A 15,107-nucleotide genomic window follows, 5' to 3' on the forward strand; every position below is an offset into this window, starting at 1 on the left:
TTGAAAGTTTCAGGATGCGGCAAGATATTTCTTTCATAGTTTTACTATACATGACCGGTATTTGGAGGTAGTGCGTCCGATCACGATAAAAGTCACATATTCCGGAAGCGTAAACCGCTATAATCACTTAGGTTCAAGCATCGGGCGAAGCCCACAAATACTTCTTGGGAGGACCTAAGAGCATGACTTACAAATCACTGGAGCTTGTCAAACCGCAAACTTGGGAGCTGGAGGGGCTGGAAATCGGCGTTACGTCGAACTGCAACTTCCGCTGCGACTACTGCTGCGCATATAAACGGAACGACGGGCAGGGCCTTGAGGGGAAAGAGATTATCCGAATTCTTGAAGAGCTTCCTTCTTTAAAAAGAGTCCGCCTTTCCGGCGGTGAAGTAACGCTGAAGTTCGACGATTGTCTGGAGGTAGTCGCCTACTGCGCATCAAGAGGAATCCAGACGCAGCTTAATTCCAACGGCAGTCTGCTGAGCGCGGCGAGAATTGACAAGCTTGCCCTCGCGGGACTGACGACCATACATATTTCATTTAATTTCACCTCGGCAGAGGAGTTCTCGCGGTATTACAACATCCATCCTAACGTGTACAAAAAAATCAGGGAGAACATCTCGCTGTTCGCGAAGACGGAAGTGGACACGGTGCTGGAAACGCTGCTGTTCAGCGAGACCGAGAATCGTATGCGGGAAATCAGCGAGCATGTCTACTCCATGGGCGTCCGCACGCACGAAATTCAGAACAGTATCGTTATGGACCACAGCGGCTGGAAATCGATTGCGGCCCGGGAGGCGCTTAAACAAGCAGTCAACGATCTGATCGCCCACAAAAAAGAGGATACCGTGCTGTACTTCACCTGCATGGACCGGTTCATGGAAGCGCTCGGGTTCCGGGAGCAGCCCGGCGTTTATTTTCCGCACTGCATTGAGGGCAAGACCCAGCTGCATCTGCACGGCAACGGCGATATACTGATCTCCGAATTATGCCATCCGGTCGTTATCGGAAATATTTACAAAGGAACTTCACTCAAAGATATTTATAAGCCGATGCCGGTGGAATTGGAACGCTTTCTGGACCGCCAGCCTTGCCCCGCGCTGGATGCGCTGTTTCCGCAGGGGATTTAGCGTATAAGGCAAGCGCTGTTTCCGCAGGGAGTTTGGGGTAGAAGTCAGCCGCTGCTGTTCGTCTCCCGCCAAAGGATGCGACAGCGCGGATCTCCGTCGCCGGGGCCAATCTTCAGCAGATTAAGGCATATCTCAATCACAGCCTTCGCATTGAGGTGAACGGCTCCGCTCGTCCGAGAGCAAGGAGCCCCGCAGTATCTGCCCCTCGATTTCCCGGTTCCTCACGATGCCGTTATTACGATTTCTTCGGATTCCGTTCTTGGAGGAGTACGGCAGTCGAAGCTCACGTATTATACAAAAGAAACGTTGGATACGATGGGAATGGTCTATTCGGAGTACGTTCGAATCAAGAGCCTCGGCGAAGGAACGCAGAGCGTGACTTCGAGCTCGATTTCAATAAAGGGACGGCTCGGAGGAACCAGCCCTTTGACCATTAAAGGGGCGGCGTCTAAGACGAAAAAAGGATATAACGAATTTACGGTCAGTTGGTCGGAAAGCTGACACTCTGCCAATCGGCAGCCGATATAGGACAGGCCGTCAGGGCCGTTTCCCAAGCGCAGCAGCGCATCGGGGGACGGCCCTGACGGCGTTTTGCAAGGGGCGATCCGTCTCAAGATGGCCGTCTCAATATGTGAAAGGATTGTTTGGCATTCGGCGTAATCCTGCTCTGAACTTCCGGCACGCCTGTAAGAGGCTGGGTTTTTACGTTTCATCAAGCATAAATCTGTTATGATTTGGGTATGAGAAGCCGGGCAAGCTCAACATGATTTCTTCCATATAGGAACAAGAGCAACTATTGCTCGCAGGTTCAGGCATTATTCCCGAATATTTTATAAAGACGAAGCAGAAAATAATGAATTTTATGAGGAAGAGGGTCTGCTATGATTGCAATGTAAGGGCATTCAATAACAGAAAGGGGAGGACAGTATTGAAAAAGAAAACAAAATTGGCTATAAGCGCAATGCTCATTACCGGTCTGTTGGCCGGATGTGGAAATAGCGGAGGAGGCAACAGCTCGGCGGAGGGGAATTCTTCCGGAACAAAAAGCGAGAAGGTAACGCTTACCTTCTGGAGAAACTCCGGCAACGATTCCGAGAACTCGGCGTACGATAAATTGGTGGCATCCTTTAATGAGAGTCATCCTGACATCAAAGTGGAGATGAGCCCGATCCCGTATGCGGATTACGATACAAAGCTCAGAACGTCCATCGCTTCGGGCAACCCGCCGGATATTATGGCGATCGATGCGCCGAACATGGCTTCCTATGCGCAGGCGGGCGCTCTGCAGCCGCTGACGGAATACTTTAAAAAGGATGGCAATCTGGAAGATATTCCGGAGTCCACCATCAAAACGTATACTTACAAGAACGAGATTTACATGGCGCCGCTGACCGAATCATCGATCGCCTTGTTCTATAACAAGAAGATGTTCGAAGCAAAGGGCATTCCGCTTCCTTCCAAAAATCCGGATGAGCCGATCACCTGGGATCAAGTACTTGAAGCGGCTCAAAAGCTGAACGATCCGGATGGCGGTGTCTACGGCATCGACCCTGCTCAAGGCTTCGGCAACGCGGGCGGAACGGCTTACTTCAAATACCCGATCATCTGGCAATTCGGCGGCGAGATCATGAGCCCGGACGGAACGACCTCCAAAGGCTATCTGGATAAGCCGGAAACGAAAAAAGCGCTGCAATTCTTCTCGGATCTGTATAACAAGTCCAAGGTATCCTCACTGGAATACCCGCCGGATCCGTTCCCTAACAATCAGCTTGCTATGACAATCGACGGCTCTTGGTCGCTGGGCAACTATGCCGAGAAGTTCCCGAACTTCAAGCTGGGCGTCGATTACGACATCGCCCCGCTGCCTAAAGAAACGCAGCAGGCCGTTGCGAACGGAAGCTGGTCGCTGGCCGTCTCCGCGAAGAGCAAGAACCCCGAGGCCGCTTGGCAGTTCGTCAACTATGTAACGGGAGCGGAAGGATCGAAGACTTATTGCTCGATTACCAAAGACATTCCGGCCCGCTATTCGGTAGCCAAGCAATTCCCGGAATTGAACGAATATCCGAAGAACATCTTTGTCGTGCAGAACCAAAAATACGGCAGACCGCGTCCGATTACACCGATCTTCCCGCAAATGTCTGAAGCAGTTAACAAGATGATTGAGGAAGTGACGATCAGCGGACGAAACGTCGACGCCGCCGTCGCCGATGCCATTACTAAGATCGACAAGGCTTACGCCGATCTGCCGCAAAAATAAACGCCTTCCCGGGATAAACGGGAGAGCAGTGAATACGATTGAAGAGAGGCGTCCGGATATCCGGCCGTCTCTTTTCGGACTTCGGAACGGAAAGAAGATGAAGCACATTTCTTTTTGGGTAAAAAGCGTCTATACTGATTAAAGTTTGCTGGCCCTAAAGCGCGAAACCGGGCCTTAGACAGGAGCTGTAACAACATGCCGTACTCGCTGCGAAGCCGATTGATGCTGTCTTTTTCCATACTGCTGATTATTCCTTTTACTGCGGTCGTTTTCATTCTGAGTAAGGAGTCCGAGAAGCAGATCCAATCTTCCATCGAGACCTCAACCCTTCAGACGATCGACCAGTTCGCTGCCCATGCCGATACGCTGCTCTTGCAGATCGAAGACACGGGCAAGCAGGTGCTCAGCAGCACGTTCACCCAGCAATGGATTACAACCCGATTAAACAGGGGCAGTTCAACCGGGGAACGATATTTGGCGATGCAGCAGCTGCGGAATTTTTTCTCCTCCTATGCTATCAACAATTCCAACATCATCTCCATTTCCGCGTTCAGGGAAGACGGCGGGGGAATCTGGACGCAGGATACAAGCTATAAGGACAGCGAGTGGTATAAGCAGTACATGCATCTGAATGTCCGCTGGACCAGGGCCCATAAAGATCCCGATCAGAGCGATGAAAGCATGCGCGGGAGAGAAGTGAACAGCCTTGTCATTCCCCTCGTTCAGCTTCAGTCGCTAAGCAACATCGGACTTCTCAAGATCAACTACCCGACCAGCCTGCTGCGCGGAGACATTGACAAGATCAGGTTCGGCAGCAGCGGAAGAGCTTTTTTGCTGACCGAGGAAGGAACCAGCGTGCTTGACCAGAACCTGGGGAGCAGCAAGCAGGTTGTCAGTGAGGGATTGGCTTATGTGAAGGCGCATTCGGCCGGACTAATCAGCGGAATCATTCCGCTGCGCCAGAAGGATAGGGATTATCTGCTGTTCTACCGCAAGCTGCCGGCGCAGAACTGGATTATTATCGGCGAAGTGCCCGAAGCCGAGCTGTATGCGAAGATCACCGATATCAAGCAGACACTGCTGCTGGGAAGCCTTGGTCTGCTGCTGATCGTTATCGCGGTCGCTCTGTGGCTGTCTATCGGGATTACGAGGCCGCTGAGCGCCATGGCGCGGGCGATGAGGCATGTCAAGCACGGGCGGTTTGATCTTGCACTGCAGCATATGCCCAAAGCCGGGAAACGGCAGAGCGAAGTGAATTATGTCGCCAGCGTATTCGAGCAGATGACCCACCGGCTGAAATATTTGATCGAGACCGAATTCGAGACGGATCTGCGGCGCAAAAATGCCGAATACAAGGCGCTGCTGCTGCAGATTAATCCGCATTTTTATTACAATACGCTGGAAATTATAGGCGGACTGGCGGCGATGAAGCGGGAGGATTTGGTCATGGACGCGACGGAAGCGCTCGCCAAGATGATGAGATATTCGCTCAGGTTGGACAGCGATCTAGTGAAGGTCAGCGAGGAAATGGGCTATATCCGCGATTATTTGTTCATTTTGCAGCTGCGTCATCAAGACAGTCTTACCGTCTCCATCGACTGCGATCCGCAGACCGAGTCACTAAATATTGCGAAGTTCATTTTACAGCCGCTGGTGGAGAATGCGGTGAAATACAGTCTGGAAAAAGGAAACACCGCCGAAATTACGCTTACCTCCGAGCTGCGGGACAACTTGCTGTGGCTGACGGTCAAGGATAACGGAATCGGTATGTCGGAGGAACTGATCCGCAGCGTGCTTGCGGATACGGAGCTGAGGAGCGGGGTCGGCATATTGAACGATAAAGGAAACAGCATCGGTCTGCGAAATGTGCTCTCCCGCTGCCGTCTATATTATGGCGATCTGTTCGAAGCGAATTTGAAGTCCGAATTGGATGTAGGTACTTCCATTACGCTGAAGCTGCCGCCGGTAAGGAGCTGAATGCGATGTATACAATTATGCTGGTCGATGACGAAAAGGGCATCCGTGACAGCATCAAAGCCAAGATTAACTGGGAGGAAGCCGGTTTTCGGATTGCATATGAGGCATCCGGCGGCGGAGAAGCGCTGCAGCTGCTGGAAGAGGGGCCGCTGCCCCATCTTCTCATCTCCGATATCCGAATGCCGAAAATGAACGGCATTGAGCTCATCACGATCTGCAAGGAACGCTATCCGGGACTTCGTACGGCTGTGCTGTCGGGTTATTCGGACTTCGAATATTTGAAAGCGGCTATCCAGTTGGGCGTTAAAGACTATCTGCTGAAGCCCGTCGCGCGCGGCGAACTGACCGAAATGCTAGGCAGAATCGCCGCCGATATTCGCGCGGAGCAGGAAAGGCTTCGCGATTCGGAGCTGGAGCGTCATCAGAAGAATGAGCAGCTTCAGATGCTGCAGGAGCATTACTTATTGCAGCTTGTCAAAGACGAATGGTACAGTCTTTCCGCCGTGAAGGAACGGCTGCAGCAGCTGCAGCTCGCCCCTCTGGCCGCGGACGGCTTTAAAGCCCGCTTCGCCGCGGTGGAGATGCGGATTCCGCCGGACAGGCTGGGCGTTACCCGGGAACGCAGGGACCTGATGAATCTTGCCTTCCAAATGCTGTGCAGGGAGACGGCTTCGCGCCGGGAAGGCATTTATCCGTTCCCGGAAATCGCCCACTCTTCGATGATGTATTTTCTAATCGTGATGAGGGACGGGGTGCCGGAGAACAGCGCGGAGAACTTCGTCGCCGAATTAAAACGGAATATCGCCGAATATCTGAATGTGGACAGTGTGGCGGGAATCGGGGAGAAGGCGGAGGGTTGGGATGCCTTGAAGAACGGCTATGCCTCCTGTATGCTGGCCTGGAGCCGGAGCACCGTGCATGAACAAAAAGACAGCGGACAGAGCGGGCTGCTGGAGCTGACGAACGCTTTTACGCCCGAGACGGAGCGCAAGCTGGTGCAGGCTATCGAGAACCTCGATATGCCGGCGTTCCGAAGACAACTGCAAGCCGTCTTTTCCGCCGACCGGGATACTCCAGTATTCGCCTTCACCTTTCTGGCGCTCCGGCTGCTGCTGCTGTTCAGTTCGGTGGCGAAGAAGTTCGAATTGGGCGACTCTTCGCTGCAAAAGCATTTATGGAACTGCCAGATGACCATATCGGATTATCAATCCAGGAAAGGCATAATGGGGCAGATCGACGAGCTGGCCGGCCTTGTAATGGAAGAGGTCAAGAAGACACGTTTTTCCAGCGGCCAGCATATCGTGGAGGCGGTCCGTCAATATGTGGAGGAGAACTTCTGTTACGAGCTGAATCTATCCTCTTTGGCGGATATGTTCCACTTGAACGAGACGTATCTGTCGGGCCTGTTCAAGCAGCATGTGGGAGTCACCTTCAGCGATTATGTCACGGGTCTGCGCATCGCAAAAGCCCAGCAGCTCCTGAAAGAGAACGAGCTGAAGCTGACCGATATCGCGATGCTTGTCGGCTATTCCAGCTCCAGTTATTTCAGCACCGTCTTCAAGAAGGCGTGCGGCAAAAGCCCGAAGGAATACAGGGAAGAGTATTTGCAGAACGCGCGGTGACGCATTATTCGAGCAGCCGCGGCATCAACTGCCGTCATTTAAACCAAGAGCCGTACCCTAAGCGGATGAACCGCCGGGTGCGGTTTTTTGCTGTCTGAAGCGGGTCAAGAAATTGCAAGTCAATATCCGATGATATTGAAATTTTTAAGCCGGCCGGTCGTCTACAATGAAATCACAAGGGAAGAATCTTATATTTTGAACCCAAGGATAGGAGTAGACGGCATGAGCGGAAAAACAAAAAAGCTGTTATGCCTGATGGCTCTGGCGCTGGTTATGGCAGTATCGGGCTGCGACAAGGGAGGTCCGTCCAAGGGCGGAGAGGCGGAAGGAGAAAGTACGCCAAATGAAGTGACGCCGGCGCCTTTCACCTTCAGCAAGGACCCGAATTATTACACCGAGCTGTATCGGCCGCAATATCATTTGTCCCCTGAAACGGGCAATATGAGCGACCCGAACGGGATGGTCTTTTTCGAGGGGGAGTATCACCAGTTCTATCAGAACAGCGGACAGTGGGGGCATGCGGTCAGCACGGATCTCATTCATTGGCAGCATCTGCCGGTGGCGCTGCTACGCGATTCGCTTGGAGAGATTTGGTCGGGCAGCGCGGTGGTGGATTGGAACGATACTAGCGGTTTTTTTGACGGTAAGCCGGGCCTGGTCGCGATATTCACGCATTTCAAGGGCGGCCAGCAGTCGCAGAGTATCGCCTACAGCGCCGACAAAGGGCGGACGTGGACCAAGTATGAAGGGAATCCCGTCATCCCAAATCCCGGACTTAAGGATTTCAGGGACCCCAAGGTGTTCTGGTATGAACCGTCCAAATCGTGGACGATGGTCGTCTCCGTGGATAACAAAGTCAGGTTCTATTCCTCGCCCGATCTGAAAAAGTGGGGAATGACCAGCGAATTCGGTGCGGATCAAGGTTCTCACGCCGCGGTCTGGGAATGTCCGGACCTGTTCCAGCTTCCGGTTGAAGGCACGAAGGAGAAGAAGTGGGTGCTGGCCGTGAGCATCGGCAACAATGCGGCTACCAAAGGCTCCACCGCACAGTATTTCGTCGGATCTTTCGACGGCAAGACCTTCACGAATGAAAATGATCCTTCCAAGGTGCTCTGGACCGATTACGGAAAGGATTTTTACGCCGCCGTCTCTTATTCCGACATTCCCGAAAGCGACGGCCGGAGAATTTATACAGGCTGGATGTCCAATTGGCGCTATCCCTTTAATATGCCGACGGACCCCTGGAAGGGCAATATGTCCGTGCCTCGCGTGCTGACGCTCAAAGAAGTTCCGGGAGAAGGCTTAAGGCTTGCGCAGCAGCCAGTCAAGGAACTGGAAGCTCTGCGCGGCAAGCCGGTGGAGATACCGGCACAGGAGCTGAAGCCGGGCTTAAACCCCTTCTCCTCGCTGCTGGGCACATCCTATGAGTTGGATACGGCTTTAAATGTGGGAGACGGGGCGGAATTCAGAATTAAGGTAAGAAAAGGAAGCGGCCAGGAGACGGTCATTTCTTACAACGCCGCATCTTCTACCTTAACGGTCGATCGAACCAAATCGGGCGATAGTTCGTTCGAGCCGGGTTTTGCCGAGAAGGTGGAAGCGCCGCTGAAGCCGGAGAACGGGACCGTCAAGCTGCGCCTCTACGTGGATGAATCCACGCTGGAAGTGTTCTCGGGAGATGGAACCACGGTAATCTCCAGCATTATTTTCCCGAGCGCCACGAGCAGCGGCCTGGAGCTGGTTCTCTCCAAAGGCAGCGTTAAGCTGGAAAGCGCAACGCTCTATCCGATGAAGTCCGTTTGGCGGGACGAAGCGCCGGATGGAATAACCCCGCTGAGGGTCGTGCTGAACAAGAGCAGCCTGGATGTGCCGGTCGGAGGCAGCGCGCAGGCGATGGCGGGTGTGCTCCCGTATACCGCGCCGCAGAAGCTGGTCTGGGAATCGTCCGACGAGACGGTCGCAAAGGTTGTGAGTGACGGAGGAACGTCAGCCGTCATCAAGGGAGTCAAGGAGGGTCAGGCGGAAATCAAGGCGCGAACGCCGGACGGCAAAGTCTTCTCCGTGCTCAGCGCGTTCGTTTACAAGCCGTAGCCTGCCCATGAAAATGACTTTAGTCAATAAAAATATCCGCCGCACGGGAGCTTCCTTGCAAGCCTGGGGCTGCGTCCCGGAGCGGCGGAAGGATTGGAGATGAGGTAACATATGGCAAGCACCGCAACAACCGGTAAACCCGCGGCAAATACCTTACCGAAAAAGAACCGTGGTTCCTTTTTGAGAGGCGAAGAGATGACGGCATGGTGGTTTGTGCTTCCTTCGTTCGCTCTCCTGCTTATCTTTGTCTTCTATCCGATGCTGCAGGCGTTCATTATCAGCTTTCAAAATTATAATCTGGTCGGCGGCACCAAAAGCTTTGTCGGACTGGACAACTACAAATCGCTGATGACGGATCATTCTTTCCTTGCCAGCCTCGGGCATTCGTTCTATTTTGCAATCATCGTCATCCCGATACAGACATGCATTTCGCTCGGTATGGCGCTGCTGATTCAGAAAAAGGTGGTCGCGACCGGACTGTTCCGGACGCTCTACTTCATTCCGGTCGTCATTTCGACGGCGGTGGCCGCGACGGTCTTCAAGCTGATTTACAACAAGGAATATGGCCTGCTGAATAATTTCCTCGAGCTCTTGCATTTGCCGACTACGAACTTCCTGTCCAATCCGGACACGGCGATGAACGGCGTCATTATGCTCGGCATGTGGAAAGCCGTCGGATTTTTCATGATCATTTTTCTCGCGGGGCTGAACAATATTCCCCAGGATTTATACGAAGCGGCTAAAGTCGACGGCGCAAGCAAAATCCAGCAGTTCTTCCGGATTACGCTTCCTATGCTTAACCGCACCACGGCTTTTGTTGTCATCATCACGACGATTGACGCCATCAAGATTTCCGGTCTGGTGTTCGTTCTTACCAACGGGGGGCCCAATGGAGCGACCGAAACCGCAGTCTTCTATATTTATCAAATGGCATTCAAGCAAATGCAAATGGGATACGGAACGGCGGCGGCGTTTATTCTGTTCGCGATCGTGCTCGCCATTTCGCTTGTGCAGATGAGACTGTTCCGGAATCAGGATTACTAGGAGGGAAAGCTATGAACCGTTTTGCAAGCTTTGCTAAATATACAATCATGATCATCATCGCCATCGTGTCCATCATTCCGATTATCTGGATGATCACAGGGGCGTCCCGTCCATATGCAGAATTGTTCAAATACTCGAACAGCTTCAATATCCATTTGTTCGTGCCGGTGCAGCCGACTCTGCAGAACTTCAAAGATGTCATCTTTAACGAGCGGAATCCGTTCCTCACGTATATCGGCAACACGCTGTTCGTCGCTTCCATTGTCACGGTGCTCGTGCTGCTGATCAACTCCATGGCCGCGTTCGCATTTGCCAAGCTGCGCTTCCGGGGCAAGGCGATCGTATTCGCCCTGTTCATGTCCGCCATGATTATTCCCGGAGAAGTGACATTGGTTCCCAACTATTTGCTCATGCACAATTTCGGCTGGCTTGATTCGTACAAATCGCTGATTATTCCTTCGATGCTGTCCGTGTTCGGCATTTTCCTGCTCCGGCAGTTCTTCGCCGAGGTTCCGGATGAAATTCTGGAGGCGGCCAAAATCGACGGCGCAACCATGCCGCGCACCTTTGCCCGGATTGTACTACCCGCGGCCGTGCCTCCGATGATCACGCTGGGTCTAATGACCTTTCTCGGCAACTGGGACTCCTATTTGTGGCCGCTGATCGTCATCAACGACGACAAGAAGCAGATGATCCAGGTCGCCATTGCCGCATTCTCTTCTGCGGAGGGTACGGACTGGTCGAAGATTCTGGCGGCGAGCACAATTTCAACCGTTCCCATTCTAGTTCTGTTCCTGTTCCTCCAGCGTTATTACATTCAGGGGATTACCATGTCGGGTGTAAAAGGCTGACGGGATGTCAAAAATGTGCAAGACTGAGGGCTGCCAAGGCATATCCTCGTTGCAATATAGCAAGACCGCGGCGGCGAACGCCCGGTCTTGTTCATTTGGGTTAAAGGAGCGAATGTATGAGAAGAACCAAAGGTAAATGGGCCGCATTTTTGTTAGCGCTTGCATTAGGGGTGTCCGGTCTGTATGCTTCTTCGACCGCCCATGCGGCAGGGTTAGCCGGCAACACTCCCGGGTATTTGCCTGTATCGGGAACGTGGACGCAGGATGCAGGCGGGCTGCGCGGAGTCAGCCCGGGAGCGGACAACGCCTTTAATATGTCGACGGCGGCGGTGGGCGCGAACTTTATATACGATGCCGACGTGAAAGTGGACGCTTCTTCACCGTACGGCGTGGCTTCGCTAGTTTTCCGGGCGAGCGCGGACGGTTCCAAAGGTTATGTCGTCAGCCTGGACCCGAACATGGACCGCATCCGTCTGTTCGATTATGCAACGGGAACGGATGTGGCGACACCTTTTTCCAAAACGATGAGCGAGGGCAATTCCTATCATCTTAAGGTGGCTGCCGATGGAAGCTCGCTAAAAGTTTACGCAGACGGTACACAGGCCTTTTCTGTAAGCGACTCCAAATATAGCTCGGGGCTTACTGGTTTTCATGTCTATAACGGCACTGGGTATTTCCAGAACGTGTTCGTGAATGTGCTAAATACGAATGTGACGGGCTGGAACACTTCAGGGACATGGGATCTTACTTCGCAAGGCTGGAAGGGGACGGCTGCTGCCAATCAGAATATTGCGGCCATCTCTTCGACAAGCTCGGATAATTTCACCTATGAATCGGATGTGCTGATTAACGATCCGTATGCCCTGGGCACACTGCTGTTCCGCTCGAATGCGGACGGATCGCAGGCTTACGGACTGCAAATCGATCCGAACCTGGACCGCATCCGGCTGTACAAGACGGCGGGAGACGTCACTCTGGCGCAGACGACTACGCAGATCTCCACCGGCAAAGTCTATCATGTCCGGATCAAGGCGCAAGGCTCCTCAATCAAGGTCTACTGGCAGAGTGATTTCATAAGCTCCAGCGGTTATAACCCGCTGCTTACGGCTACGGATGCTTCGTACACGCAGGGATTTACCGGTTTGGGCGTCTTTAACGGCTCGGCTGTTTTTCAAAATATTATGATCAGCGCCCTGAACACAAACCTGGAAGGATGGACGGCGCCAAGCGGAAGCTGGACCCCGCAGCTCGGCGGCTTGAAGGGTACAAGCGCCGCAAGCTCGGACGCTTATAATGTGGCAGCGGCGGGAATGTCCGATTTTATTCTGGAGGGCGATCTTTCCGTCGATGCCGGAACGCCGCTTGGTACGGCGGGCCTTGTCTTCCGCGCTGCCTCCGCGTCAACCGGAGGTTATGTACTGAATATCGATCCCAATCTGGACCGTGTCCGCCTGTTCAACCGCAGCGGGGGAAGCACTGTCGCTACGGCCAACATGAGCATCGATACCGGTCGGGTATATCATATTGAAATTTCGGTAAGCGGTTCTAATATTAAGGTTTATGTTGATGGCACGGCGTCTCCGGTCATCTCGGCGACCGACACGGCCTATACATCCGGACAAATTGGACTGAACACGTTCAATGGCACCGCCTATTTCCAGAACGTCTATGCCACGGATCTGAGCCAATACTACAACGAGACATACCGTCCGCAGTACCATTTTACCGAAGCGAGAAACCGGGCAAGCGACCCGAACGGCTTGGTCTACTATCAGGGAGAATATCATTTGTTTCATCAGCAGGACGGGCAGTGGGCCCACGCGGTGAGCACTGATCTGGTAAACTGGAAGCGCCTTCCCATCGCCATTCCGTGGAACGACGCTGGGAATGCCTGGTCGGGCGGGGCCGTGGCGGATCTCAATAACACCTCCGGTCTGTTCCCGGGCGGCTCCGGTCTGATAGCTTACTATACTTCATTCAATCCGGACAAGCCGAATGGCAACCAAAAGATCAGCATCGCATACAGCAGCGACAAAGGACGCACCTGGACCGATTACGCAGGCAACCCCGCGGTGCAGAATCCCGGCGGAGCCGACGGCGGCTGGGACTTCCGCGACCCTAAGGTAGTCTGGGATGCGGATCACTCGAAATGGGTCATGGTCGTCTCGGGCGGAGACCATATCCGCTTCTACACATCGACCAATCTCTTGAACTGGACGTTTGCCAGCGCATTCGGGTATGGAGCGTATCTGCATGGCGGCGTATTGGAATGTCCGGATCTGTTCCAACTGCCTGTCGACGGCAGCTCGTCGAACAAGAAGTGGGTGCTGATGCTCAGCACCGGCGCAGTCGCCGCCACACAGGGCTCGGCAATGGAATATTTCGTCGGCAGCTTTGACGGCACGACATTTACCAGCGACAATCCCGCCGCGACCGTGCTGCGGAGCGAGAAGGGCAAGGATATGTATGCGGCGATGACGTTTGACGGGATTCCCGCCGCTGACGGGCGCCGGATTTCCATCGGCTGGATGTCGAACTGGGACTATCCTTTCAGCTTTCCGACTTCGCCCTGGAACGGGCAGATGTCCATCCCGCGCGAGCTGAAGCTGACCGACATCGCCGGAACCGGCGTCCGGATGACGGAGACGCCAGTTGCCGAACTAAACGCGCTCCGGGGCACGGCAACCTCGCTTAGCGACGTTACCGTCACCCCTTCGAGCGCCAATCCGCTCGCTGCGGTCTCGGGCACGGCCTATGAGATCGAAGCGGTGCTCGAGCTGCCGGCCGGCAGCACGGCATCCGAATTCGGCTTCCGCCTGCGGGAGGGAGGCAGCCAGAAGACGGTCGTAGGCTACAAGACCGGCACCTCGGAAATGTTCGTGGACCGCACTTCCGCAGGAGCAGACGGATTCACGGCGGGCTTCCATCCCGTACAGAGCACGGTTCTTCCGCTGGAGAGCAATAGGGTCAAGATGCATATTTACGTCGATCAATCCTCCGTCGAGGCATTCGGTAACGAGGGCAAAGCGGTCTTCTCCGATATGATTTTTCCCGGTTCGGCGAGCACCGGACTGAGTTTTTATACAACCGGCGGCAATGTAAAAATCGTCTCGCTCAATTATTATCAGGTTGGCAACGTCTGGCGTTCCGAGCCCGCCTCCGGTTCAACGCCTCAAAAGGTCGTCATGGACCAAACACGCGTTCAACTGGCCGCAGGCTCCGTCTACCGGCTGTACGCGGATGTGCTTCCGCGCTCGGCAACCAATAAAACGCTGGTGTGGAGTTCAAGCAATCCGGCGGTGGCGTCGGTATCCCAGGCCGATTCCGTCAGCGCGGACGTCACGGCGGTTGCACAGGGCAGGGCTGTCATTACAGCGACGACGCAGGACGGAGGTATTGTCGGAACCGCAGTCGTTGAAGTCGGCTCATTCACGACGAACTTGACTGGCTGGAACAGCCTGCCGGTAGATGCTTGGACGGCGAGCGGCGACGGAATTTCCGGCACGTTCGACAAAGACAGCAATTACATGTCCGGCACCACCGCCTCCGATTTCACTTACGAGGCCGATGTCAAGCTGGACCGGTCCGGAGGAGCGGGCTCCATAATCTTCCGCGCCACAGCCGACGGCTCAAGCGGTTATTTTTTCAATATCGATCCCAATATCAGAGCGCTGAGATTGTTCTATAAACTGAATGGCAGCTTCTCCGATACTCAGGTGCTCGCCAATATTCCGGCAACCCTTACTTCCGGCACGGCGTATCATGTTAAAATCGTGACCTCCGGGTCGAATATCAAGGTGTACTTCGACGGCGCGTCCACTCCGGTCATCGATGTTAACGACTCCACGTTCACCAGCGGGTATTTAGGCCTGAATGTATTTGGAGGTACAGCCAGCTACCAAAATGCAATTAAAAATTAGACCTGAAAAAAGCGGTTCCCTAAAAATCCGTCGGACGAATTATATTCGTTTCGGCGGATTTTTTGCTGTATATGGGCTTTATCTTATTTCAGCGTGCCATTTTTGGACGTTTACATTAGAATCCATGAATTTTGACAATATCCCTGTTCACTTTTTATAATGTTTTTCCGATAAGAATCAATATTACAATTTGTACATCGAGCGTATTTCGACAG

The 15,107-nt window shown here is 53.5% G+C and carries 9 protein-coding genes; 8 read left to right on the forward strand and 1 reads right to left on the reverse strand.

The genetic code is table 11. The features are described 5' to 3' along the window. The first annotated feature begins 182 nt into the window (after positions 1-182). Positions 183-1,130 (forward strand): radical SAM protein, encoded by a 948-nt coding sequence (locus PUR_RS10550; protein ID WP_179035210.1) that lies wholly within the window; start codon positions 183-185, stop codon positions 1,128-1,130. A gap of 326 nt (positions 1,131-1,456) precedes the next feature. On the opposite strand, the gene PUR_RS10555 is transcribed toward PUR_RS10550, so the two are convergent. Beyond that, positions 1,457-1,744, reverse strand: coding sequence for a hypothetical protein (locus PUR_RS10555; RefSeq protein WP_179035211.1), 288 nt, complete (start codon positions 1,742-1,744; stop codon positions 1,457-1,459). 314 nt (positions 1,745-2,058) lie between these two features. On the opposite strand from PUR_RS10555, the gene PUR_RS10560 reads away from it, so the two are divergent. From PUR_RS10560 to PUR_RS10590, 7 genes are all read left to right on the forward strand, one after another. Next, the gene (locus PUR_RS10560) at positions 2,059-3,387 is read left to right on the forward strand and encodes an ABC transporter substrate-binding protein (protein ID WP_232101803.1); all 1,329 of its coding nucleotides are present in this window, start codon (positions 2,059-2,061) and stop codon (positions 3,385-3,387) included. Positions 3,388-3,582: 195 nt separating this feature from the next. Beyond that, positions 3,583-5,364: a cache domain-containing sensor histidine kinase gene (locus tag PUR_RS10565; RefSeq protein ID WP_179035212.1), complete on the forward strand. Its 1,782-nt coding sequence runs from the start codon at positions 3,583-3,585 to the stop codon at positions 5,362-5,364. 5 nt (positions 5,365-5,369) lie between these two features. Beyond that, positions 5,370-6,986, forward strand: a complete 1,617-nt coding sequence (locus tag PUR_RS10570; RefSeq protein WP_179035213.1) for a response regulator transcription factor — start codon at positions 5,370-5,372, stop codon at positions 6,984-6,986. Between the two features lie 222 nt (positions 6,987-7,208). Further along, positions 7,209-9,077 carry a glycoside hydrolase family 32 protein gene (locus tag PUR_RS10575; protein WP_179035214.1) on the forward strand — a complete coding sequence of 623 codons (1,869 nt, stop codon included), beginning with the start codon at positions 7,209-7,211 and terminating at the stop codon, positions 9,075-9,077. 195 nt (positions 9,078-9,272) lie between these two features. Further along, positions 9,273-10,121 carry a carbohydrate ABC transporter permease gene (locus PUR_RS10580; protein ID WP_179035215.1) on the forward strand — a complete coding sequence of 283 codons (849 nt, stop codon included), beginning with the start codon at positions 9,273-9,275 and terminating at the stop codon, positions 10,119-10,121. Positions 10,122-10,132: 11 nt separating this feature from the next. Further along, on the forward strand, positions 10,133-10,972 hold the full coding sequence (locus PUR_RS10585; RefSeq protein WP_179035216.1) for a carbohydrate ABC transporter permease: 840 nt from the start codon (positions 10,133-10,135) through the stop codon (positions 10,970-10,972). Positions 10,973-11,088: 116 nt separating this feature from the next. After that, a complete protein-coding gene (locus PUR_RS10590) occupies positions 11,089-14,892 on the forward strand; it encodes a GH32 C-terminal domain-containing protein (RefSeq protein ID WP_179035217.1) in 3,804 nt (1,267 codons plus the stop codon). The last annotated feature ends 215 nt before the right edge of the window (positions 14,893-15,107 follow it).

It is taken from the genome of Paenibacillus sp. URB8-2, assembly GCF_013393385.1.
GTDB lineage: Bacteria > Bacillota > Bacilli > Paenibacillales > Paenibacillaceae > Paenibacillus_AQ.

Coding starts and splice junctions, on each gene's coding strand:
- PUR_RS10550 (WP_179035210.1), top strand. CDS start 183: ATGACTTACAAATCACTGGAGCTTGTCAAACCGCAAACTTGGGAGCTG.
- PUR_RS10565 (WP_179035212.1), top strand. CDS start 3,583: ATGCCGTACTCGCTGCGAAGCCGATTGATGCTGTCTTTTTCCATACTG.
- PUR_RS10570 (WP_179035213.1), top strand. CDS start 5,370: ATGTATACAATTATGCTGGTCGATGACGAAAAGGGCATCCGTGACAGC.
- PUR_RS10575 (WP_179035214.1), top strand. CDS start 7,209: ATGAGCGGAAAAACAAAAAAGCTGTTATGCCTGATGGCTCTGGCGCTG.
- PUR_RS10580 (WP_179035215.1), top strand. CDS start 9,273: ATGACGGCATGGTGGTTTGTGCTTCCTTCGTTCGCTCTCCTGCTTATC.
- PUR_RS10585 (WP_179035216.1), top strand. CDS start 10,133: ATGAACCGTTTTGCAAGCTTTGCTAAATATACAATCATGATCATCATC.
- PUR_RS10590 (WP_179035217.1), top strand. CDS start 11,089: ATGAGAAGAACCAAAGGTAAATGGGCCGCATTTTTGTTAGCGCTTGCA.